Source organism: Diaphorobacter sp., assembly GCF_050251835.1.
Lineage (GTDB): Bacteria > Pseudomonadota > Gammaproteobacteria > Burkholderiales > Burkholderiaceae_C > JBFXIE01.
Genome location: NZ_JBFWLZ010000012.1, coordinates 1 through 21,404, shown reverse-complemented (window position 1 = coordinate 21,404; position 21,404 = coordinate 1). Strand labels below are relative to the sequence as shown.

The 21,404-nt window shown below is 61.7% G+C and carries 18 protein-coding genes; 13 read left to right on the top strand and 5 right to left on the bottom strand.

Annotated elements, in window-relative coordinates:
* Positions 1-38: 38 nt before the first annotated feature.
* Positions 39-2,225, bottom strand: coding sequence for a cyanophycin synthetase (gene cphA, locus AB7E35_RS06265; RefSeq protein ID WP_428162270.1), 2,187 nt, complete (start codon positions 2,223-2,225; stop codon positions 39-41).
* Between the two features lie 236 nt (positions 2,226-2,461).
* Here cphA and AB7E35_RS06260 point away from each other — a divergent pair, with 236 nt between their 5' ends.
* The 5 genes from AB7E35_RS06260 (at position 2,462) to AB7E35_RS06240 (ending at position 7,846) form a co-directional block, all read left to right on the top strand.
* Complete coding sequence (locus AB7E35_RS06260) at positions 2,462-4,774, top strand: ABC transporter ATP-binding protein (RefSeq protein WP_428162269.1); 2,313 nt, start codon at positions 2,462-2,464, stop codon at positions 4,772-4,774.
* A gap of 15 nt (positions 4,775-4,789) precedes the next feature.
* Positions 4,790-5,296 carry a DUF1854 domain-containing protein gene (locus tag AB7E35_RS06255; protein ID WP_428162268.1) on the top strand — a complete coding sequence of 169 codons (507 nt, stop codon included), beginning with the start codon at positions 4,790-4,792 and terminating at the stop codon, positions 5,294-5,296.
* A gap of 229 nt (positions 5,297-5,525) precedes the next feature.
* Positions 5,526-5,975 (top strand): hypothetical protein, encoded by a 450-nt coding sequence (locus tag AB7E35_RS06250; RefSeq protein WP_428162267.1) that lies wholly within the window; start codon positions 5,526-5,528, stop codon positions 5,973-5,975.
* A gap of 196 nt (positions 5,976-6,171) precedes the next feature.
* Positions 6,172-7,170 carry a protein-methionine-sulfoxide reductase catalytic subunit MsrP gene (gene msrP, locus AB7E35_RS06245; RefSeq protein ID WP_428162266.1) on the top strand — a complete coding sequence of 333 codons (999 nt, stop codon included), beginning with the start codon at positions 6,172-6,174 and terminating at the stop codon, positions 7,168-7,170.
* A gap of 10 nt (positions 7,171-7,180) precedes the next feature.
* Complete coding sequence (locus AB7E35_RS06240; RefSeq protein ID WP_428162265.1) at positions 7,181-7,846, top strand: sulfite oxidase heme-binding subunit YedZ; 666 nt, start codon at positions 7,181-7,183, stop codon at positions 7,844-7,846.
* Between the two features lie 87 nt (positions 7,847-7,933).
* Here AB7E35_RS06240 and AB7E35_RS06235 read toward each other — a convergent pair whose 3' ends face one another.
* The 3 genes from AB7E35_RS06235 to lptM all read right to left on the bottom strand — a co-directional run bounded on the left by AB7E35_RS06235 (position 7,934) and on the right by lptM (position 10,347).
* The gene (locus tag AB7E35_RS06235; protein WP_428162264.1) at positions 7,934-8,770 is read right to left on the bottom strand and encodes an MBL fold metallo-hydrolase; all 837 of its coding nucleotides are present in this window, start codon (positions 8,768-8,770) and stop codon (positions 7,934-7,936) included.
* A gap of 66 nt (positions 8,771-8,836) precedes the next feature.
* The gene (gene lysA, locus AB7E35_RS06230; RefSeq protein ID WP_428162263.1) at positions 8,837-10,135 is read right to left on the bottom strand and encodes a diaminopimelate decarboxylase; all 1,299 of its coding nucleotides are present in this window, start codon (positions 10,133-10,135) and stop codon (positions 8,837-8,839) included.
* A complete protein-coding gene (gene lptM, locus AB7E35_RS06225) occupies positions 10,132-10,347 on the bottom strand; it encodes an LPS translocon maturation chaperone LptM (protein ID WP_428162262.1) in 216 nt (71 codons plus the stop codon). The genes lysA and lptM overlap by 4 nt, the downstream gene beginning before the upstream one ends.
* A gap of 15 nt (positions 10,348-10,362) precedes the next feature.
* Here lptM and cyaY point away from each other — a divergent pair, with 15 nt between their 5' ends.
* Positions 10,363-10,692 (top strand): iron donor protein CyaY, encoded by a 330-nt coding sequence (gene cyaY / locus AB7E35_RS06220; RefSeq protein ID WP_428162261.1) that lies wholly within the window; start codon positions 10,363-10,365, stop codon positions 10,690-10,692.
* Between the two features lie 51 nt (positions 10,693-10,743).
* Here cyaY and AB7E35_RS06215 read toward each other — a convergent pair whose 3' ends face one another.
* Positions 10,744-13,140 (bottom strand): penicillin-binding protein 1A, encoded by a 2,397-nt coding sequence (locus tag AB7E35_RS06215; RefSeq protein ID WP_428162260.1) that lies wholly within the window; start codon positions 13,138-13,140, stop codon positions 10,744-10,746.
* A 264-nt stretch (positions 13,141-13,404) separates the two neighbouring features.
* On the opposite strand from AB7E35_RS06215, the gene AB7E35_RS06210 reads away from it, so the two are divergent.
* From AB7E35_RS06210 to aroB, 7 genes are all read left to right on the top strand, one after another.
* Complete coding sequence (locus AB7E35_RS06210) at positions 13,405-14,475, top strand: pilus assembly protein PilM (RefSeq protein WP_428162259.1); 1,071 nt, start codon at positions 13,405-13,407, stop codon at positions 14,473-14,475.
* Positions 14,472-15,083, top strand: coding sequence for a PilN domain-containing protein (locus tag AB7E35_RS06205; protein ID WP_428162258.1), 612 nt, complete (start codon positions 14,472-14,474; stop codon positions 15,081-15,083). Before AB7E35_RS06210 ends, AB7E35_RS06205 begins: the two co-directional genes overlap by 4 nt.
* 2 nt (positions 15,084-15,085) lie before the next feature.
* Positions 15,086-15,763: a type 4a pilus biogenesis protein PilO gene (locus AB7E35_RS06200; protein ID WP_428162257.1), complete on the top strand. Its 678-nt coding sequence runs from the start codon at positions 15,086-15,088 to the stop codon at positions 15,761-15,763.
* Positions 15,760-16,317: a pilus assembly protein PilP gene (locus AB7E35_RS06195; RefSeq protein ID WP_428162256.1), complete on the top strand. Its 558-nt coding sequence runs from the start codon at positions 15,760-15,762 to the stop codon at positions 16,315-16,317. Before AB7E35_RS06200 ends, AB7E35_RS06195 begins: the two co-directional genes overlap by 4 nt.
* Positions 16,314-18,452 (top strand): type IV pilus secretin PilQ, encoded by a 2,139-nt coding sequence (gene pilQ / locus AB7E35_RS06190; RefSeq protein ID WP_428162255.1) that lies wholly within the window; start codon positions 16,314-16,316, stop codon positions 18,450-18,452. The genes AB7E35_RS06195 and pilQ overlap by 4 nt, the downstream gene beginning before the upstream one ends.
* A 23-nt stretch (positions 18,453-18,475) precedes the next feature.
* A complete protein-coding gene (locus AB7E35_RS06185; RefSeq protein ID WP_284465909.1) occupies positions 18,476-20,074 on the top strand; it encodes an Ig-like domain-containing protein in 1,599 nt (532 codons plus the stop codon).
* A 90-nt stretch (positions 20,075-20,164) separates the two neighbouring features.
* Entirely contained in the window at positions 20,165-21,259 is a 1,095-nt protein-coding gene (gene aroB, locus AB7E35_RS06180; protein WP_428162253.1) for a 3-dehydroquinate synthase, read from the top strand.
* The last annotated feature ends 145 nt before the right edge of the window (positions 21,260-21,404 follow it).

Genomic DNA, 21,404 nt, shown 5'->3' with positions numbered 1-21,404 from the left:
AGCGCTAGTAGCTATGCATTCAATAGCAAATGCGGCGCTTATCCGGCGTAGTCGAAGGTCTTGATGCCCGCGGCAATCAGGTCCGGCCCGATGTCCATGGACCACGCCGCAGCCACTGCGGCCAGCAGCGCGGCGGTTTCGGGGCGGTGGCCGCCGGGCAGGCTCAGTGCGGCCAGCGTGCCCAGTACGCGCTCGCTGGCGCCCGTGGCCAGCACCACCTGCTCGCCGCGCACGAACACCGCGCGGCCGTCGCGACCGTTGTTGTTCTGGGCGCGGTGCTCGGCAATCACCGGGTTGTCGGCGCTCAGCGAATACAGCAGCACCTCGCCGTCGCACAGGCGCGCCAGGTCGGCCACCTGCTCGATGTCGGCGTTGAGCACGCCCGCGCCTTCGTCCAGCACCACGTCGATCTGGGTGCGCAGCACGCGTGTCATCTGGGCCTGCTCCAGCACGTCGTGGTCGGCCAGGGTTTCAAAGCCGTCCATGTCGGTCACCACGCCGACCAGGCAGCGGTCGTAGGCCAGGCCTTCTTCCAGGATGGAGCGGGCCGTGGTCTGGATGACCGCGGCCTGCGCCAGCGGGTTGGTCAGCAGGCGGTGCGCGCCGGCCCAGTCGGCGGTGTTGGTCTTTTGCGTTCGGCGGTTGTTCAGGAACATGCCCTCGCTGCTGGCCACGCCCGTCAGCTTGCCTGACAGCTGCAGCAGCCAGCCGACAAAACGCGCGGTGAAGGCGTTGTGGCGCGTGCCGGCAATGCCCACGATGGGGATGCGCCCGGCGCCCGTGCCCTCGTCGGCAGTGGCGGGGAACAGGTGCTCGACGATGGCCTGGCCGACGGGGCGCGGCGCGCCGCTGGTGGGCTTGAGGTGCATCAGCAGGCCGGGGCCGGCATTCACCTCGAGGATGGCGCCGCCTTGTTCCTTCATGGGCTTGGACACGTCTTTCAGGATCATGTCCATGCCCGCAATGTCCAGGCCGACGATTTTTGCGGCCAGCTGGGCATAGTAGGCCACGTCGGGGTGCACGTCGTCGGTGCAGTCGATGGCCATGTTGCCGTTGCGCTGCAGCAGCACGCTCTGGCCCTTGGGGACTACGGTGTCGGGCGTGACGCCCTGGCGCCGGAGCTCCAGCTGCACGGCACCTTTGTCCAGGTCGATCCAGTCCAGCGGGTATTCCTGCTCGGGGCCGCGGCGCGGGTCCTGGTTGAGCACGGCCACCAGCTCGCGCAGCGTGGCGTGGCCGTTGCCGTGCACGCTCACCGGCTCGCCCTTGGTGGCGGCGACCACCTTGCCGCCCACCACCAGCAGGCGGTGCTCCACGCCGTCGATGAATTTTTCGACGATGACCTCAGAGCCCTCGGGCTCGGCCAGCGCAAAGGCGGCCTTGATGTCGGCCTCGCGCGACAGCTCCAGCGTCACGCCGCGCGCGTGGTTGCCGTCCGACGGCTTGACGGTGACGGGAAAGCCGATGTCCTGTGCCACTTCCCAGGCTTCGTCGGCGTTCTTGACGACCTGGCCCTCGGGCACGGGCACGCCGCACGAGGCCAGCAGCCGTTTGGTGAAGTCTTTGTCTTGCGCGATGCCCTCGGCGATGGCGCTGGTCTGGTCGCTCTCGGCCGTCCAGATGCGGCGCTGCGCGGCGCCATAGCCCAGTTGCACCAGGTTGCCGTCATTCAGGCGGATGTGCGGGATGCGCCGGGCACCCGCGGCATCGACGATGCAGCCGGTGCTGGGGCCCAGGTAGCGGTCGTTGATGGCCGTCTTGATGGCGTGGATGGCGGCCTTGAGGTCAAACGCCTCGTCGTTGATGGCCGCCATCAGCAGGCGGTGGCCATGTTCCAGCGCCACGCGGGCCACGGCCTCTTCGGGGCAGCGGAACACCATGCGATAGACCCCGCGCCGGGAAATCTCGCGCGTCTGCCCGAACTCGGCCGGCATGCCCGAGAGGTTGAGCAACTCAATGATCACGTGCTCCAGCACGTGGCCCATCCAGGTGCCTTCTCTCAGGCGCAGCAAAAAGCCGCCGCGCTCGCCCACGCCGCAGTGGTGCTCCACCAGGTCGGGCAGCCAGGCGGTCAGGCGGTCGTTGAGACCGGGAATCTTGTTGGAGGGGTAGTCCTCCAGTTCGCCCAGATCCAGCCAGACTTCAAGAACCGGGCGGTAGGTCCAGACACTGGGGCCGCGCAGGTAAGTGGTGCGCAGCAGTTGGATTTCGTTGAATGTGGCCATGAAGTGCAGGTGGGAAGAATCGGGTGACCGCAGGGGTGCGGCGATTGCGGCAATGCCTGTGACGGGCAATTGTGCGCTGATGTGGGGGTGAATCACATCGACGCAGTGTCAGCCGTGGGCCGATGATGTGCGTTACTAAAGGGTGGAGCTGCAGCGCAGTGGCCCACAATGCCGCCCAGTGGCGTGGGCCAGACCGGCAAATCTCCGCCTGTGCGGGGATGGACATACAAAACCAAATGCAACATCACCATTCTGTGGACGCCTCGGGTGTCTTGTCTGGCCCCTGGGGGGCCGAGGTGCGGGCAGTGCTCGCTCCCGACGAAAACGTACAGGCTGCCTTCGAGGTTGACCTGACGGCCGACCTGCGCTTTGCGCCGGGCATGCTGGTGCTGACCGAGCGGCGTCTGCTGGCCTGCACCGCCGGTGCACCTGTGCGCGACTGGCCTCTGGCGCCCGGCATGGCCCTGCGCATGCAGGATCATGGCGGAGTGGGCCAGCTGTCGCTGCACGACGCAGACAGTCGCCTGGCGCTGTGGCGCTTCACGCTGGGGCGCCACCCTCAGGCGCTGCACCTGCAGCAGAGGCTGGAGCGCCAGGTGCAGCGCCTGGACGGCCCGCCAGGCGCGCAGTCACCCGATGAGGACGACGTGCCGCGTTGCGCTGCCTGCGGCACGCCGCTGCCGCCGGACAGCGACGAGTGCACCGCCTGCGCGCGCCAGCAGGCGCCGCAGACTTCCACCTGGGTGCTGCTGCGCCTGTGGCGCTTTGCGCGGCCCTACAAAAAGCAGCTGGCCGCCGGTTTTGCGCTCACGCTGGCCTCCACCGCCGCGTCGCTGGTGCCGCCGTACATGACCATCCCGCTGATGGATGACATCCTCATCCCCTACCAAAGCGGGCGGCCCATCGACTTTGCCCAGGCCGGCATGTACCTGGGCGGGCTGCTGCTGGCGGCGCTGCTGGCCTGGGGGCTGGGGTGGGCGCGCACCTACATCCTGGCGCTGGTGTCCGAGCGCATCGGCGCCGACCTGCGCACCACCACGTATGAGCACCTGATGCGGCTGTCGCTGGACTACTTCGGCAGCAAGCGCACGGGGGATCTGATGGCGCGCATCGGTTCAGAGACAGACCGCATCAACGTCTTCTTGTCGCTCAATGCCCTGGACTTTGCGACCGACGTGCTCATGATCTGCATGACGGCGGTGATTCTGTTTTCCATCAACCCATGGCTGGCGCTGGTCACGCTGGTGCCGCTGCCCTTCATTGCCTGGCTGATCCACACCGTGCGCGACAAGCTGCGCACCGGTTTCGAGAAGATCGACCGCGTGTGGTCCGAGGTCACCAACGTGCTGGCCGACACCATCCCCGGCATCCGCGTGGTCAAGGCCTTCGCCCAGGAAAAGCGCGAGGCCGACCGCTTTCGCGCGGCCAACCAGCACAACCTGGAGGTTAACGACAAGCTCAACAAGACCTGGAGTTTGTTCTCGCCCACTGTCTCGCTGATGACTGAAGTGGGGCTGCTGGTGGTCTGGGGCTTCGGCATCTGGCTGGTGGCCCAGAACCAGATCACCGTGGGCGTGCTGGCGGCCTTCATTGCGTACATCGGGCGCTTTTACATACGGCTGGATTCGATGAGCCGCATCGTCTCCGTCACGCAAAAGGCTGCCGCCGGTGCCAAGCGCATCTTTGACATCCTGGACCACGTAAGCAACGTGCCCGACCCCGTCAACCCGGTACGGGTGCAGCAGGTGCAAGGCGGCATCGAGATGCGGGGCGTGGGCTTTCGCTACGGCAGCCGCACCGTCATCAAGAACCTGTCGCTGACCATTCGCCCCGGCGAGATGATCGGCCTGGTGGGCCACAGCGGCTCTGGCAAAAGCACCCTGGTCAACCTGATCAGCCGCTTTTATGACGTGAGCGACGGCGCGATCCTGGTGGACGACGTGGACATCCGCCGCATGGCGGTGGCGGATTTCCGTCGCCACATCGGCCTGGTGCTGCAGGAGCCGTTTTTGTTCTTCGGCACCATCGCCGAGAACATCGCTTACGGCAAGCCCGACGCCACGCGCGACGAGATTGTGGCCGCCGCGCGCGCCGCGCACGCGCATGAGTTCATCTTGCGCCTGCCGCACGGCTACGACAGCCTGGTGGGCGAGCGCGGCCAGGGACTGTCGGGCGGTGAGCGCCAGCGCATCTCGATTGCGCGCGCGCTGCTGATTGACCCGCGCATCCTGATATTGGACGAGGCCACGTCCGCCGTGGACACCGAGACCGAAAAAGAAATCCAGAAGGCGCTGGACAACCTGGTGCAGGGCCGCACCACCATTGCCATTGCCCACCGCCTGTCCACGCTGCGCAAGGCCGACCGCCTGGTGGTCATGGACCGCGGCGAGATCGTCGAAGTGGGCCCGCACGACGAGTTGATGGCGCAGCAGGGTGCGTATTGGCGCCTGTACGAGGCCCAGGCGCGGCGCGCCGAAGAAGATGCCCAGGCCGCGGGTGTGCTGATTGACAGCCCCCGCCTGCACAGCGCCCACCCCGCAGGCCAGTGACCAGAGGATTTGGCGATGAACACCAACACCGCAACGGCCCCGCATTCAGCAGCAAGCGAGGGCCTGAAGCTGCACCGCAACCCCCACGGCCGCCTGGTGCTGCAACTGGCCGACGGCAGCGAGCATGTCGGCGTGACGCCCGTGCGCGCCTTTCCCATTGCGGCGCCGGGTGAAGGCCTGTCGCTGGTGGGCCCGGACGGCCATGAGCTGGCCTGGGTGCAGCGCGTAGATCAATTGCCGCCCGCCGTGCACGCGCTGATCGACGAAGAACTGGCGGCGCGCGAGTTTGTGCCCACCATCACGCGTATCCGCTCAGTCTCCAGCTTTTCCACGCCCAGCACCTGGGACGTGGACACCGACCGCGGCGCCACGCAGCTGGTGCTCAAGGCCGAGGAGGACATCCGCCGCCTGTCTGGTCGCACCAAGCTGCTGATCGCCGCCAGCGACGGCCTGCAATTCTCTTTACCCGATGTCACGGCGCTGGATCGCGGCTCGCGCAAGCTGCTCGAGCGTTTTTTATAGCGCCTTGCGCATGGTTCATGCGTCCAGCGCCTGATTCGGCCCAGTCAAACAGGTCTGCCAAAGTGCTGCCGCCGTGGCAGTGCGGATGCATTACGACCAGGTAAAAACCCCCGGTTGTGCCCGATTGCGCGAAAAGGCCTTAATTTCCCCGTCAAGTTGCCGTTTAAGAAGTACGACGACGTGGTACTCGTAGCTATCACCCGTCGTTAACCATGAGGGGATCCACGCCATGCAAATACCACCTGTTGACCGATCGCCCACCCAGTGGCGTAGCCAGGGTGCGGATTTGTATTCCACGGGTGCTTCGGGCCCGGTGCCAGTGCGGCCGGTGCACGCGGCCAATCCTGTCGAGTCCACAGACCGCCTTGGCGAGGGCACCACGTTGCGCGAGCCCACCGAGCCTTCTGTACCCGACGAGGCCAACCGCGACTGGACGGTGTCCGAAGCCAAGAAAGACGCCCCCAAGGAACCCGAGGAGCCGCCCAAGGAGCCTATTTCCAAGCAGCTTCTGGAGTTTCTCCAGACGTTGTGGCGCGCACGCGCCGAGGCCGTGGATCTGGCGCAGGAAATCAACAAGGCCACGCTTCCCGAGCGCCTGGCCCAGCAGGCCCAGCAGGCGCAAGACAAGCAGTCGCTGACCTACTCCGACCCCAAGATCAAGCGTACCGGCGGTCTGTAGAGCCATTTCGGGCTGGTGCACGCGGGTATCCGCAGCATTCAGGCGGTTGAGGTGTTTTCGGGCTCTAACCGTTGTGATGAAGGCGCTTGAAGCTATATTTTTAATAGTGAATCGCATCGCCGCATGAATCCCTGCGCCGCACGCGGATGCAGGGCTTGGCGCAGACTCGGGCTGTCACAGTCCCAGGAGTCCTGCCATGCTCATCCGCAACCACGAAAGCGCATTCGACCACCCGCACGCCAGCGAGATCACGCCGCCAGCCGTTTATGCGCAGCGCCGTGCGCTGCTGCGCCAGCTGGCGGGTGGAGCGGCCGGGGCAGCGCTGGCGTCTTGGGCCGGCCGCCAGGCGTTGGCGCAGACCGGCCAGGCGCCCGGCCGGCTGGCGGCCCTGGCGGGTCAGCGTTCCAGCGTGGCTGGCGCAGTCACCGTGGAAAAAATCACCGCCTATCAGGACGCGACCAGCTACAACAACTTTTATGAATTCGGCACCGACAAGGCCGACCCCGCCCGCAACGCCCATACGCTCAAGACCCGCCCGTGGACGGTGGAGGTGGAGGGCCTGGTCAACAAGCCCCGGCGCTTTGACATCGAAGAGCTGCTCAAGCTCAGTGCGCAGGAAGAGCGCATCTACCGCCTGCGCTGCGTGGAAGGCTGGTCCATGGTCATTCCGTGGGTGGGGTACTCGCTGGCCGAGCTGATCAAGCGCGTGGAGCCGCAGGGCAGCGCCAAGTACGTCGAGTTTGTCACCCTGGCCGACAAGGCCACCATGCCCTATGTGGGCTCGCGCGTGCTGGACTGGCCCTACACCGAAGGACTGCGCCTGGACGAGGCGATGCACCCGCTCACCCTGCTGGCCTTTGGCATGTATGGCGAGGTGCTGCCCAACCAGAACGGCGCGCCGGTGCGCATCGTGGTGCCCTGGAAGTACGGCTTCAAGAGCGCCAAGAGCATCGTCAAGATCCGCTTCACCGACAAGGAGCCCGCCACCGCCTGGAACAAGGCGGCGCGCCATGAATACGGTTTTTATTCCAATGTGAACCCCGACGTGGCCCACCCGCGCTGGAGCCAGGCCACCGAGCGGCGCATTGGCGAGGACGGGCTGTTTTCCCGCAAGCGCAAGACCCTGCTGTTCAACGGCTACGAGGCCCAGGTGGGCCAGCTGTACGCCGGCATGGACCTGAAGAAGTTTTACTGAGCCTGTCTTGATGGAACACGCACGCCTTGCCGGCCGCGGCGCCGTCGCCACCGGCCCGCGCGCAGCAGCCGGCCGGCTGCTGCTGCACCCCGCGGCCAAGCCGCTGCTGTGGCTGTTGTGCCTGCTGCCGCTGGTCTGGCTGGTGGCTGGCGCGGCCCTTGATCGGCTGGGCGCGAATCCGGCCGAGGCGCTGATCCGCTCCACGGGTGACTGGACACTGCGCATGCTGTGCCTGACCCTGGCCATCACCCCTTTGCGCCTGACGCTGGCGCTGCCCGCGCTGGCGCGCTTTCGGCGCATGCTGGGCCTGTGGACCTTCGCCTACGCCGCGCTGCATTTGCTGTGCTATGCCTGGTTCGACATGGGGCTGGATGCTGGCGAGATAGCGCGCGACGTGGCCAAGCGGCCCTTCATCCTGGTGGGCATGGGCGGCTTCGCCTTGCTGCTGGTGTTGGCGGCCACATCTTTCAATCGCGCCATTCGCTGGCTGGGCGCGCGCCGCTGGCAGCGCCTGCACCGCAGCGTGTACCTCATTGCAGGGCTGGCGGTGTTGCATTTTTTCTGGATGCGCGCCGGCAAGAACGATTTTGCCGAAGTGGCTGTGTATGCCGGCGTGCTGGTCACGCTGCTGCTGTCACGGCTATGGCTGCGGCGCGGCCGCGGCGCAACCGCCTGATTGCTATGCTATTTGTAGCTGTTAGCGCTTGATACATAAGCGCTAGAGGCTGATTTGGCTGTGGTTGGCGAGGAGTCAATCAGGTCATCAGGCGCCCACGGCCTGCAGCTGCGGGCGTACTTGGCGCGTGATGGGGTCGATCTGCGTCGTGGGGATTTGGTAGGCGCGGTCGTCGAACAGGTCGATGCCGCACATCAGCCCGTCAAGCCAGTTGTAGAAGTCGTTGATGGCCTGCTTGCCCATGATGGGAGCGCCGTGCTGCGGCACGATCATGGCCACGTCCAACTGGCGCACCATGCGCGTCCACAGCCGCAAAATCTTGTTGGACACCATGTAGCGGCGGTGAAAGCCCTCCATGCGCGCAATGTGGGGAGCCAGGTCGGTCACCGGCACGCGGGCTTCGGCGCCCGAAGTCATCGACACGCCCAGGTCGCCCGTGAAAAGAATGCGGCTGACCGGGTCGTAGAAGTGGAAGTTGCCCTCGGAGTGCATGAAGTGGGCCGGCAGCAGCACCAGCTCGTGGCGGCCCAGCGGCAGGTGGCCGCCGGCGTCAGGCACGCCGATGACGCGGTTTTCTGTCTTGCCCAGCTTCGTGAAGTGCGGAGCAAAACGCTCCCAGATGCGCGAGATGACCAGCGTGGCCTTGGTGCTGGTCAGCCAGCGATCCAGCGAGGCGATGATGTCCGGGTCGGCGTGCGAGGCGATCAGGTACGACAGCTTTTGCGGCGTGAAGTGCTTGGACATGCCCATGAACAGCTCATTGAACGCCAGATTGCCACCGGGGTCGATGATGGCGCCGGTGTCGTCATCCACAATCAGGAACTGGTTGGCTTGCACGGCCTGACCGTCTTCTTCGATCAGGTCCGAGAACATCAGGCAGGCGTGGTTTTTATCTCGATACAGTTCTGTTGGCTGGTGCGGCATGCAGATGACCCCGTTGTGAAAATAGGGATGGTAGTCTCGCCCGCGATGGTTATCGCTTGATGACCATCAACCTTTTTTGGGCAGCGGGACGAGTCTTTCGCTGCGAAAGATGTCGCTGACGCTTTCACGGGCGCGAATCAGGTGGGTTGCAGTGCCGTCTATCAGCAACTCGGCCGGGCGCGGGCGGGTGTTGTAAGTGCTGCCCATGGAGCTGCAGTACGCGCCAGCTGACAGCACGGCCAGCAGGTCACCGGCAGCCACGGCCAGACTGCGGTCGCGGCCCAGCCAGTCACCGCTTTCGCAGATCGGTCCAACCACGTCATAAACCTGCGGCACCCGGTCGGCGGCGGGCTCTTGCAGCGGCACGATGGCGTGATAGGCCTGATACATCGCGGGGCGGGGCAGGTCGTTCATGGCTGCATCGACGATGCAGAAGTTTTTCTGCTCGCCCGGCTTGACGTACAGCACCTCGGTCAGGCACACGCCGGCGTTGCCCACCAGCGAGCGGCCTGGCTCGATCATGAGCTGGCGGTCGCCGTAGCCGCGCGCGTCCAGCCGCGCCAGCAGCTTGGCCCACAGGGCATCGGCTTCCGGGGGGGTGTCGCCGTTGTAGTCGATGCCCAGCCCGCCGCCAAAGTCGATGTGGTGGATGGCGATGCCCGCGGCCTCGATGGCCTGCACCAGATCCAGCATGCGATCCATCGCGTCCAGGTAGGGCGTTTCGTCGGTGATCTGCGAGCCAATGTGGCAATCGATGCCCACCACGCGCAGGCCGGGCAGTTGCGCCGCGCGCTGGTAGGTGGCCACCGTGCGCTCGTGGGCGATGCCGAACTTGTTGCCCTTGAGGCCGGTGGAGATGTAGGGGTGGGTCTTGGCGTCCACGTTGGGGTTGACGCGGATGCTGACCGGCGCACGCAGCCCCATGGACTGGGCGACTTCGCTCAGCACTTCCAGTTCGGGCTCGCTTTCGACGTTGAAGCAGCCAATGCCGGCCTCCAGCGCCTGGCGCATCTCGGCGCGGGTCTTGCCGACGCCCGAGAAGATGACCTTGCTCGGGTCGCCACCCGCTGCAACCACGCGCTGTAGCTCGCCGCCAGAAACGATGTCGAACCCACAGCCGTGCTGTGCAAAAAATTGAAGCACACCCAGCGAAGAGTTGGCCTTCATGGCGTAGCAGATCTGCACCTTGCGCCCCGCAAAACCGCGCTGGTAGGCCTGCAGGGCCTGCAGCATTGCCGCCTGCGAGTAGACATACAAGGGCGTGCCGTGTTCACGCGCCAGGTCGGACAGCTGCTGGTCTTCGATATAGAGAGTCTGGTTGCGGTAATGGACGTGCGGATGGCCGGGCAGAGTGGGAGAGGTCATGGACGGGAGGGGGATGCGGGGGCGGAGGAAGGTGCGGCGGGTGGGTTGGCGCGCGGCGAGGTGGTGGGGTTGAGCGTCTCGGGCAGCGTGGCGCGTTGCGCCGCTGCTGGGTCGGTCGGCAGGAACAGCGGGCCACGCTGGCCGCAGCCCAGGACTGCCGCGCTTGCAGCAAGGGCAATCGTGCTGACTAGAATTTGGCGGGATTTCAACATACGCAAATTGTAGTAATGACCGACCTTGAATATATGGATCGTGCCGAGCAGCTTTTGTTGGCGGTGGAGCAGGCTTGCGATCGCATCAATGAAGAGACAGAGGCCGACTTGGACAGCCAGCGCACGGGCGGCATGGTCACCATCACCTTCAGCAATCGCAGCCAGATCGTCATCAACCTGCAAAGACCGTTGCACGAGGTCTGGATGGCCGCGCAGTCTGGCGGCTACCACTACCGCTTTGACGGCCAGCACTGGATGGACACCAAGGGCGCGGGCGAATTCTTTGCTGCGCTGAGCCATAACGCCAGTGTGCAGGCGGGGCTGGCGCTGCGTTTCGCGCCCTGACGCCGCGTGCTGGCCTCTGGCCTCTGGCCGCGCGCGCGGTAAGCGGCTGCGTCAGTTACGAAACAAGTCGAGGATGCGGCTGCGTTCCTCGGGAGCGGGCGCAGGCGTTCCATCGGGCGCAGCCGCCGCGGCGGCGTTCTCGATGCCCACGCTGGCCACTCCCGCGTTGCGGGCGTATTCTTCGTAGAACCACTCGCCGTTCACATTCACCACGCCGGGGGGCACCGTGGGTTCGGCCACGGGGACGCCCTTGAGGGCTTTTTCCATGAAGCTGATCCAGACGGGCAGGCTCAAGCCGCCGCCGGTTTCTCGGCTGCCCAGGTTGCGCGGCGTGTCATAGCCGATCCAGGTCACTGCGGCCAGCGTAGGCTGGAAGCCGCCAAACCACGCGTCCACCGCGTCATTGGTGGTGCCGGTCTTGCCGTAGATGTCCGGGCGCTTGAGCGTGGCCTGCGCGCGTGCCGCCGTGCCCGACCGCGTCACCTCCTGCAGCAGGCTGTTCATGATGAAGGCGTTGCGGGCGTCTATGGCGGGCGTGTAGCTGGTGAGTGGCGGGGGCTGGAAGTCCGACAGGACGCGCCCCTTGTGGTCGGTCACGCGGGTGATCAGATAGGGGTTGACGCGGTAGCCGCCATTGGCAAACACCGCGTAGCCTACCGCCAGCTGCATCGGCGTGACCGAGCCCGCTCCCAGCGCCATCGTCAGGTAGGGTGGGTGCTTGTCGGCATCAAATCCGAAACGGGTCAGCCACTCCTGCGCCGTCTTGGGGCCCACGGCCTGCAGCACGCGGATCGACACCACATTCTTGGAGCGCGCCAGTCCGGTGCGCATGGTCATGGGGCCGTCGTACTTGCTGTCATAGTTTTTGGGCTCCCAGGGCTGGCTTCCTGTCACCCCAGCACTGAAGAACAGGGGGGCGTCATTGATCATCGTCGCTGGCGTAAAGCCCTTTTCAAGGGCGGCGGAGTAGATGAAAGGCTTGAATGCCGAACCCGGCTGCCGCCAGGCCTGGGTGACGTGGTTGAACTTGTTTTTGTCGAAGTCGAAGCCCCCCACCAGTGCGCGAATCGCGCCCGTGCGCGGGTCCAGGGCCACGAAGGCGCCCTCCACCTCGGGCAGCTGGGTGATCTCCCAGGTCTTTTTGGGCGTCTGAACCACGCGAATGACAGCGCCGCGGCGCAGCTTGATGTTGGGCGGCGCCTTGTCACTGAGGCCCGACTGGGCCGGTTTCAGCCCCTCGCCAGTGATTTCGATCTGCTCGCCGTCGGCACGAGCGGCCACGATCTGCCTGGGGCTGACTTTCAGCACCACTGCAGCCAGCACATTGCCGTTGTCCGGGTGATTGGCCAGCGCATCATCAATGGCCTCTTCCTCCTCGGCGGGGGAATCGGGCAGATTGACGAAGCGCTCGGGCCCACGGTAATGCTGGCGCCGCTCATAGTCCATGATGCCTTTGCGCAAGGCGGTATAGGCGGTTTCCTGTTCGCCCGCGTTGAGGGTGGTATAGACATTGAGGCCGCGTGTGTAAGCCTCGGCGCCGTACTGGGCAAAGATCAGCTGGCGGGCCATTTCGGCCACGTATTCGGCATGCACGCGGGTGTCAGCCGTGGATGAACGCAGCTTGAGATCTTCCTGTTTGGCGGCGGCGGCTTCCTCGGCAGTGATGAAGCCGTTTTCCAACATGCGGTCGATGATGTGCAACTGGCGAATGCGCGCTCGCTTGGGGTTGCTGATGGGGTTGTAGGCCGACGGAGCCTTGGGCAGGCCCGCCAGCATTGCAGCTTCGGCAATCGACAAAGATTTCAGCGGTTTTCCAAAATAGGTTTCTGCAGCCGCGGCAAAACCGTAGGAGCGATTTCCGAGAAAAATCTGGTTCATGTAAATCTCGAGAATCTGATTTTTGGTCAGCAGATGCTCCAGCTTGAATGTTAGTAATATTTCGTAAATTTTCCGGGTAAAAGTTTTTTCTGACGAGAGGTACACGTTGCGTGCCACCTGCATGGTGATGGTGGACGCGCCCTGGCTCTTTACCCGCCCCAGGTTGGCCAGCGCAGCGCGCAGCACACCCTTGTAGTCCACGCCGCCGTGCTCGAAGAAGCGGGCATCCTCAATCGCCAGCACCGCATTCTTCATCACTGGCGGGATGTCCTCGATGGGAGTCAGGTTGCGGCGCTCCTCGCCAAATTCTCCCAGCAAGGCGCCCTCGGTGGAGTACACGCGCAGCGGCAGTTTGGGGCGATAGTCCGCCAACTCCGAGATATCAGGCAAGTTGGGATAAGCAGCAGCCAGGCCCAGTCCGACGGCCATCACGCCCGCCAGCGCCACGGCAGCGCCAAGACCGACAATCCAGGCAAACAGGCGCGAGAGCCAGCGCAACCAGCGGGGTGAGCGGGAAGTGGAAGTAGGAGCGGTGGGAGGGGGAGAGGTTGTGTCTTGTTGATGTGGCATAAGGCTTGATTGACGCGCAGCAGGGCATTATAAAAATCCACAGTCGGCTGCTGTTTCGCGGGATGATTGCAAGCGTAGCCGGCTCGAAAATTCGACACAAAATACCTGTAAGGTGAACAGAAAATCGTCTGCTTTTGACAACGTGTTGGACGTCTTGGGGGGCTGAAACGCTTTGCCGGTGAAGAACCTTGCTGCTAGTATTCAAGTGAAGTGTTAAGTTGTGTCGCACTACATAGATAAGTTAGAGGGGGTACCTTGATCTCAATGGGGTCGTTGTTTGGTCGTCAGTCGGCCCCGTTGCTGGGTGTTGACATAAGCTCTTCCAGCGTCAAGCTGGTCGAGCTCGGGCGCGATAAAGGAGGGGCTCTGGTTCTCGAATGCTGTGCAATCGAGCAGCTTGAGCGTGGCTGGATCACCGATGGCAACATTGAGAAGTTCGACGAGGTCGCCGAGGCGCTGCGTCGGGCTGTCAAGAAAAGCGGTACCAAGACCAAGAACGTGGCGATGGCGCTGCCCTCGTCTGCGGTCATCACCAAGCGCATCACTCTGCCCGGTGGCATGACCGAGCAGGAGCTCGAGGTGCAGGTGGAGTCTGAGGCCAATCAGTACATTCCTTTTTCACTCGAAGAAGTCAGCCTTGACTTTTGCGTCGTGGGGCCCAGCAAGAGCGCACCCGGCGATGTGGAGGTGCTGATCGCAGCCTCGCGCAGGGAGAAGGTGCAGGATCGCCAGGGCTTGGCAGAAGCAGCGGGTCTGAAGCCCGTGATCGTAGACATAGAGTCCCACGCTGCGCGTTTGGCTGCGGGGCGGCTGATACAGGCTCTGCCCAACCAAGGCGTGGACTCAGTGGTTGCATTGTTCGAGGTGGGTGCGCTGACCACAAGCATGCAGGTTATCCGCAATGGAGACGTCCTCTATGAGCGAGATCAGGCCTTCGGCGGTGCGCAGTTGACTCAGTTGATCGTGCGCCAGTATGGTTTTTCACAAGAAGAGGCAGAGAGTAAAAAGCGCAACGGCGATCTGCCTGAGGATTACCAGTCGGCGGTACTGCGCCCGTTTGTGGACAGTCTCTCGCAAGAGATTGGGCGTGCGCTTCAGTTTTTCTTCACCAGCACGCCCTATAACCGGGTCGATCACATCATGCTGGCGGGTGGCTCCGCTCCCCTGCCCGGTTTGATGGAGGCCGTCATTCAGCACACCGGTTTTGCTTGCAGCATCATCAATCCCTTTGACGGGATGGAGGTGGGCAATGCGGTTCGCCTCAAGAAAATGGTGCGCGAGGCTCCTTCTTACCTGACCTCGTGTGGGTTGGCGATGCGGAGGTTCATGCAGTGATTCTCATCAACCTGCTCCCGCACCGGGAGGCTGCCCGCAAACGTCGGCGAGAACTGTTTCAGGCCATCATGGTGGCTTCCGCTCTGGGTGGGCTCGCCATTGCTGCAATGATTTACTGGTGGTTCCAGGTGATGATCGCCGACCAGCAGGGTCGTAACGATTTTTTGCGCCAGGAAATCAAGGTTCTTGAAGGACAGATCAAGGAAATTGCCACTATCGAAGACGAAATCGCAGCGCTGCAGGCACGCCAAAAGGCAGTGGAAGACTTGCAGTCCGACCGGAATCTGCCGGTTCATTTGTTGAATGAGTTGGTCATGCAATTGCCGGATGGCGTATATGTGACCAGTCTCAAGCAGGCTGATCAAGTCGTCACGATGCAGGGCATGGCGCAGTCCAACGAGCGCGTCTCTGAAATGTTGCGTAACCTCTCCAGCAATACGCCCTGGTTCTCCAAGCCCGAACTGGTGGAAATCGTAGCGGCCAATGTGGCCTTGACGCCCAAAGATCAACGCCGCGTCGCTTCCTTCAATCTTCGTTTTCAGTTGATGCGCAGCTCTGACGTCCAGAAGGCTGCAGATGCGGCAAGCGGCGCAGCTTCGGGGAAATAAACATGGCAAAAAAGAAAGAGCCCAAGTTTGATTTCGCCAAGCTGCAAGAGGACTTGCAGCGCCAGTTTCAAAATCTTGATCCCAAAGATCCATCGCTTTGGCCGGCGCTCCCTCGCGCCCTGCTGTGCATTTTTATTGCCGCAGGCGTGGCCACGTTCTTATGGTTCTTTATTTTGACGGATTATGAGGAGCAACTTGCTGCTGAGCGCACCACCGAGAAAACTCTGCGGGACGACTACCAGAAGAAGCTGGTCAAGGCCGTCAGTCTTGATGGGCTGAAAAAGCAACGCGAGCAAATTCAGCAATATGTGATGCAGCTTGAAAAGCAGCTGCCCAGCAAGGCAGAAATGTCGGCCTTGCTTTCCGATATCAACCAGGCGGGCTTGGGCCGCAATCTGCAATTCGAATTGTTTCGCCCTGGCCAGATCGTGGTCAAAGATTACTACGCAGAGTTGCCTATCTCGATTCGCGTGATCGGCAAATATCATGATGTGGGTGCTTTTGCGGCAGATGTGGCCAATCTGTCTCGCATTGTCACTCTCAACAATATCTCCATGGGCCCCACCACCAAGGACGGCGGTGGTCAGCTGACTATGGAGGCCACGGCAAGAACCTTTCGTTATCTCGACGCTGAAGAAATTCAGGCGCAAAAAGCTGCAGCAAAGGGAGGCAAAAAATGACTTGGCTACGCTCCAAGCTGACTGCGGTGCTGGGTGTGGCGATGCTCTTGACGGGCTGCGGTCCCCTTGGCGAGGATGAACTGAGGCAATGGACGACTGAACTGCGCGCTACCACAAAGCCGCGCCTCATGACCCTGAAAGAGCCCAAGCAGTTTTTCCCGCAAGAGTACATTGCCAGTAATGGCACTGAACCTTTCAATGCCATGAAGCTGACGCAGGCACTGCGTCGTGAGTCTTCCGAGTCAGTGGCTAATGCCTCTCTGATAGCGCCTGAGATGACTCGGCGAAAAGAGCCGCTTGAGGCCTATCCGCTGGACGCAGTGAAAATGGTGGGTAGTCTGACGAAAACCGGAGCTCCCACTGCCTTGGTTAGTGTGGACAAGTTGCTGTATCAGGTGCGGGTAGGTAATTATCTTGGGCAGAACTACGGAAAAATCGTCAGTATTTCAGAAACAAATATGAGTTTGCGGGAAATCGTCCAGGATCCCACTGGCGATTGGGTGGAGCGCACGACAACACTGAACCTGCAAGAGGGAACGGAGGTGAAGAAATGATTCAAAAAACGGCACAAATACGTCAACGGCTATGGCTGGCCGGTGCGGCAGTCTTTCTTGCGCTGGGTTCCGCAACGGCACAAGCCAGGGGGGCTATTGAATCTGTTTCCGGTTTCCTGCAGGGCGGCTCTGAAGTCCTGCGCATCGAATTTACAGAGCCACAGACAGAACTGCCTAAGGGGTTTTCCATTCAAAGTCCCGCGCGTATCGCGCTGGACTTTCAAGCCGTAGCCAATGCCACTGGGCGCTCGCTGATTGAAATCAATCAGGGTAATGTCAAGTCGGCAAACATCGTGCAGGCCGGCGAGCGCTCGCGCATCGTTTTGAATCTCAAGCAGCCCACGTCTTATCGCGCAGAACTCCAGGGCAACGCGGTGCTGGTGGTGCTGGACTCGGTCAACAGCGGCGCCGGCGCCCCCAGTGCACCCACCCGTACGTTCGCCGAGAGCCAAAACACCGACGTGCTGCCCCTGAAGGATCTGGACTTCCGCCGTGGCACCGATGGGGCGGGGCGCATCGTCATCGGGCTGGCAAGCAATCAGGTCGGCGTCGATCTGCAACAGCAGGGCAAGGGGCTGGTGGTCGACTTTCTGCGCTCGTCGCTGCCTGAAGGTTTGCGCAGGCGACTGGACGTATCTGACTTCGGCACGCCAGTGCAAACCATCACCGCAGCCCAGCAAGGCGAACGCGTGCGCCTGACCATCACCCCCGTGGGCGACTGGGAGCACAGCGCCTACCAAAGCGATAACCAGTTCGTTGTGGAAGTGCGACCCAAGAAGGTTGACCTGAGCAAGCTGACGCAAGGCCCCAACTACTCGGGTGAAAAGTTGTCGCTGAACTTCCAGAACATCGAAGTTCGGTCGCTGCTGCAGGTGATTGCCGACTTCACCAATTTCAACATCGTCACGTCGGACACGGTCACCGGGGCGCTCACTCTGCGGCTCAAGGACGTGCCGTGGGATCAGGCGCTGCAGATCATCATGGACGCCAAGGGTCTGGGCATGCGCAAATCTGGCACGGTTTTGTGGATCGCGCCCAAGGACGAAATCGATGAGCGCACCAAGAAGGACTACGAAGCAGCCATGGCCATTCAGAAACTGGAGCCGCTGCGCACACAGGGCTTTCAGCTCAATTACGCCAAGGCCGACGCCATCGTCGATCAGCTGACTAAAACCAGCAGTGGCGCCACTGGAGGCACCAGCACCCGTTTCCTGTCGGAACGTGGCAGCGCCATTTCAGAGCCGCGTACCAACCAGCTGTTTGTCACCGACACTCCCTCGAAACTGGAGGAAGTCAGGCAGTTGCTGCAGACGCTGGATGTGCCGGTGCGTCAGGTGATGATCGAGGCGCGCATCGTTGAAGCGCGCGACACCTTCGGCCGATCGCTGGGCGTCAAGCTGGGTGGTGGCGACCTGCGTGCCAACCGTGGCGGCGACGGCGGCTATAGCCTGGGCGGCGGCAACCGCGTGGCGCTGGGCACCAACTACGCCAATGCCACCAGCTCGTCAGGTATGGGCGGTACCGTGGACGTGTCGGGCAATTTTGTCAATCTGCCGGCTTCTTTGTCCAATACGCCCGCCTTTGGGTCGTTTGCACTGTCGATTTTTAATTCGGCTGCTAATCGGTTTTTGACGTTGGAGCTTTCTGCAATGGAAGCAGACGGCCAGGGCAAGATCGTATCCAGCCCCCGCTTGATCACAGCAGACCAGACCAAGGCGCTGATTGAGCAGGGTACTGAATACCCATATTCTGTGACCGCCCCCAACGGCGCTACCACCATTGCCTTCAAGAAAGCCGTTCTTAAACTGGAAGTAACGCCGCAGATCACGCCAGAGGGCAACATCATTCTTGACTTGGACGTCAATAAAGACAGCCGTGGTGAAAGCACGCTCCAAGGCGTGGCTATTGATACCAAGCACATCAAGACTCAGGTGCTGGTTGAGAATGGTGGAACTGTTGTGATTGGTGGTATTTTTGAGATGGAAGAAACCAACCAGGAAAACAAAATTCCTGTGCTGGGAGATGTGCCGGTGGTGGGAAATCTTTTTAAAAACCGCACCAAAGAATCCAGTAAGCGTGAAATGCTGGTATTTATTACGCCGAAGGTCATTACAGACCGTGGTCCAGTGCGATAAATAGATTCAAAGAGAGTGAAAAAATGCGAAAACTTTTCAAAGTATTGACGGTGCCACTCGTCGCGGTATTGGTGGCTTGTGGTGGTGGGGGAGGTAACTCCGGGACTACTCCTGGCGCCATCGTTTCTCCGTCGGTTGCCAGTTTTGATTACCAAATCGACAAGGCTGCTCTAACCAATTCTGGGTTGGACGACGCGACTCTAACAATCACGGCACTGGATGATAAGAACAACCCGGTTGCCAACGCGCCCGTGAGTGTGACAGTGGATTCTGGTATTTATACCCCGACGGCTCCTTCAACTGACGCATCTGGTAAGGCGTCTGGAAAGATTTCGGTGGGTAGCAACAAGGGCAACCGTAATATCAACTACACGATGACCGTGGGTGGTCAGACGAAGACTGGCGTCATCGCCGTGACGGGCACTACCATTGATGTGACGACAGTGCCCGCGGCGCCTAGCCCGGGCAGTAAGGTGACGGTCACAGTTAAAGTGGCCGATGTGAATGGGGCAGGAATTGCCAACGCATCTGTTAAATTGGGTGGTAGCTTGGGTTTTACGCAGTCCCTAAAGACGGCTTCCAATGGAATAGTGACTGAATCGATCCCTGCCGCTCCGGCTGCAGGGCTTTATACGGTGACGGCTTCGGGCGCGGGTGTGGTCGTGAGCCGAGATGTGCTGGTGGTGGGAGATACCGGTGGTGTAGCTCCAGTAACGGAAAGCATAACCGCTGCAAGTTTGGCAATCACACCGAATACGATTGCACCAAACCAGGCTGGCGCCACCACGAACCGGTCTACCTTGAGAGCGCTCTTTCAAAATGCTTCTAATCAGGCAATTAAGAATGTGCGTGTCCGATTTGAAATCATGGCGCCGGGATTGGGGAACGGTGAACAGATTTCGACCGGGAATGCGGTGGTTTATTCCAACGAAAGTGGTGTTGCAACGGCTGAATACATCTCAGGTTCGCGTACCAGCCCGACTAATGGCGTTCGCATTCGTGCTTGCTACGGTTCCACTGATGCAGAGCTCGCTAATGGAGCATGTCCCAACCAACAGACTGCTACGTTGACTGTGGCCAGCTCTGCATTGTCCATTACTCTGGGAGAGAACAACGAGTTGGAAAAGGGTCAGTACAATCTGACGTATATCAAGAAGTTGGATGTTGCAGTGTCTGATGCTGCAGGAAATGCCGTCTCTGGAGCGCAGATTTCGGCCAGCGTGGATTTGATACGTTATGGCAAGGGCGCGTGGCAGGGAGAAGAGAGGCCTACTACGGCTTGGTGGTGTCTTAATGAAGATAAGAACCGCAACGGCGTGATCGATGCAGGCGAAGATATTGATAACGATGGTCAATTGGAGCCCCGCAAGGCAGACGTGGTTATCTCTTACCTAGGTGGACAAGTGACGGGTAGTAACGGGCGTGCCACTTTGCAGGTGGAGTATCCGCAGAACGTGGGTTCTTGGATCGAATACGTCGTCAAGGTCACGACGTCTGTCGCGGGGTCTGAAGGTACTTATGAGAAGTCATTCGTGACGGATGTGCTGGAGGCCGATGTGAAGAATGGCTCGTTCCGAGTCTCTCCGTTTGGAGTAATTCCAAGCTGCACTAACCCTAATTAAGTCAACGGCGTGAAATTAGAACCCAGCGAAGGCGGTGTCGCCTTTGCCGGGTTTTTTTATTTGTTCATGATGGAGTAAATACTTTTGAGCATGGAAGTTGTAAACATCATCCTGGCCGACCGCAGCTACCCCATCACCATCGCCCACGACCAGCTCACCAAACCCACGACCTACGCTGCGCTACCCAGTGCTGCTGCGGCGTTGATCGTCACCAACACCACAGTCGCCCCGCTCTATGCCGATGCCTTGCGCTCCGCACTCGCACCCAGGTACCCACAGGTGCATATGGTGGTGCTGCCTGACGGCGAGGAGCACAAAACCTGGCAAACCCTCAACCTGATCTTCGACGCCCTGCTGCAGCATGGCTGCGACCGCAAGACGGTGCTGTTCGCTCTGGGCGGCGGCGTCATCGGCGACATGACGGGTTTTGCTGCAGCTTGCTACATGCGCGGCGTGCCGTTTGTGCAGGTGCCCACTACGCTACTGGCGCAGGTGGATTCGTCGGTGGGTGGCAAGACTGCCATCAACCACCCGCTGGGCAAGAACATGATTGGCGCGTTTTATCAGCCGCGGATGGTGGTGTGCGACCTGGCCACGCTGGACACGTTGCCCGCGCGCGAGCTGTCTGCCGGGCTGGCTGAAGTGATCAAGTACGGGCCGATTGCCGACATGGAGCTGTTCGCCTGGCTGGAGGCGAACATGGATGTGCTGCTCGCGCGCGAGCGCGGTGCGCTGGCCCATGCCGTCAAGCGCAGTTGCCAGATCAAGGCTGCAGTAGTGGGCGCGGACGAGCGCGAGGCCGGGCTGCGCGCCATTCTCAACTTTGGTCACACCTTTGGTCACGCCATCGAGGCCGGCATGGGCTATGGCGCGTGGCTGCATGGTGAGGGCGTGGGCGCCGGCATGGTGATGGCGGCCGAGCTGTCGGCGCGCCTGGGGCTGGTGGAAGCGGCTTTTGTGCAGCGCCTCACGCAGCTGATTGCCCGTGCGGGCTTGCCTACGCGTGGGCCGATCATCGACGCGGCCGATAACGCCGGTCGTTACCTGGAGCTGATGCGCGTGGACAAAAAGGCCGAGGGCGGCGAGATTCGCTTTGTGCTGATCGACGGCCCGGGCAAGGCCGTTGTGCGCCCTGCGCCCGACGCGCTGGTGCGCGAGGTAATCGACCATTGCTGCGCTGGCTGATTGCTCTTTATTTGATAGCTGCTGGCGCTTTTATCTAAAGGGCTAGAGGCAATTTTGATATGACAATGCATTTGCCACAAACGCCCCTCATCCCTCCCTCTCCCCAAAGGGGCGAGGGCGACAGGTTGCGCCGGTGTGACTCCCT

Coding starts and splice junctions, on each gene's coding strand:
- cyaY (WP_428162261.1), top strand. CDS start 10,363: ATGACCGACCTTGAATATATGGATCGTGCCGAGCAGCTTTTGTTGGCG.
- AB7E35_RS06235 (WP_428162264.1), bottom strand. CDS start 8,770: ATGCCGCACCAGCCAACAGAACTGTATCGAGATAAAAACCACGCCTGC.
- msrP (WP_428162266.1), top strand. CDS start 6,172: ATGCTCATCCGCAACCACGAAAGCGCATTCGACCACCCGCACGCCAGC.
- AB7E35_RS06195 (WP_428162256.1), top strand. CDS start 15,760: ATGACTTGGCTACGCTCCAAGCTGACTGCGGTGCTGGGTGTGGCGATG.
- AB7E35_RS06250 (WP_428162267.1), top strand. CDS start 5,526: ATGCAAATACCACCTGTTGACCGATCGCCCACCCAGTGGCGTAGCCAG.
- lptM (WP_428162262.1), bottom strand. CDS start 10,347: ATGTTGAAATCCCGCCAAATTCTAGTCAGCACGATTGCCCTTGCTGCA.
- AB7E35_RS06200 (WP_428162257.1), top strand. CDS start 15,086: ATGGCAAAAAAGAAAGAGCCCAAGTTTGATTTCGCCAAGCTGCAAGAG.
- AB7E35_RS06240 (WP_428162265.1), top strand. CDS start 7,181: ATGGAACACGCACGCCTTGCCGGCCGCGGCGCCGTCGCCACCGGCCCG.
- AB7E35_RS06255 (WP_428162268.1), top strand. CDS start 4,790: ATGAACACCAACACCGCAACGGCCCCGCATTCAGCAGCAAGCGAGGGC.
- cphA (WP_428162270.1), bottom strand. CDS start 2,225: ATGGCCACATTCAACGAAATCCAACTGCTGCGCACCACTTACCTGCGC.
- pilQ (WP_428162255.1), top strand. CDS start 16,314: ATGATTCAAAAAACGGCACAAATACGTCAACGGCTATGGCTGGCCGGT.
- AB7E35_RS06260 (WP_428162269.1), top strand. CDS start 2,462: ATGCAACATCACCATTCTGTGGACGCCTCGGGTGTCTTGTCTGGCCCC.
- AB7E35_RS06215 (WP_428162260.1), bottom strand. CDS start 13,140: ATGCCACATCAACAAGACACAACCTCTCCCCCTCCCACCGCTCCTACT.
- AB7E35_RS06185 (WP_284465909.1), top strand. CDS start 18,476: ATGCGAAAACTTTTCAAAGTATTGACGGTGCCACTCGTCGCGGTATTG.
- AB7E35_RS06210 (WP_428162259.1), top strand. CDS start 13,405: ATGGGGTCGTTGTTTGGTCGTCAGTCGGCCCCGTTGCTGGGTGTTGAC.
- aroB (WP_428162253.1), top strand. CDS start 20,165: ATGGAAGTTGTAAACATCATCCTGGCCGACCGCAGCTACCCCATCACC.
- lysA (WP_428162263.1), bottom strand. CDS start 10,135: ATGACCTCTCCCACTCTGCCCGGCCATCCGCACGTCCATTACCGCAAC.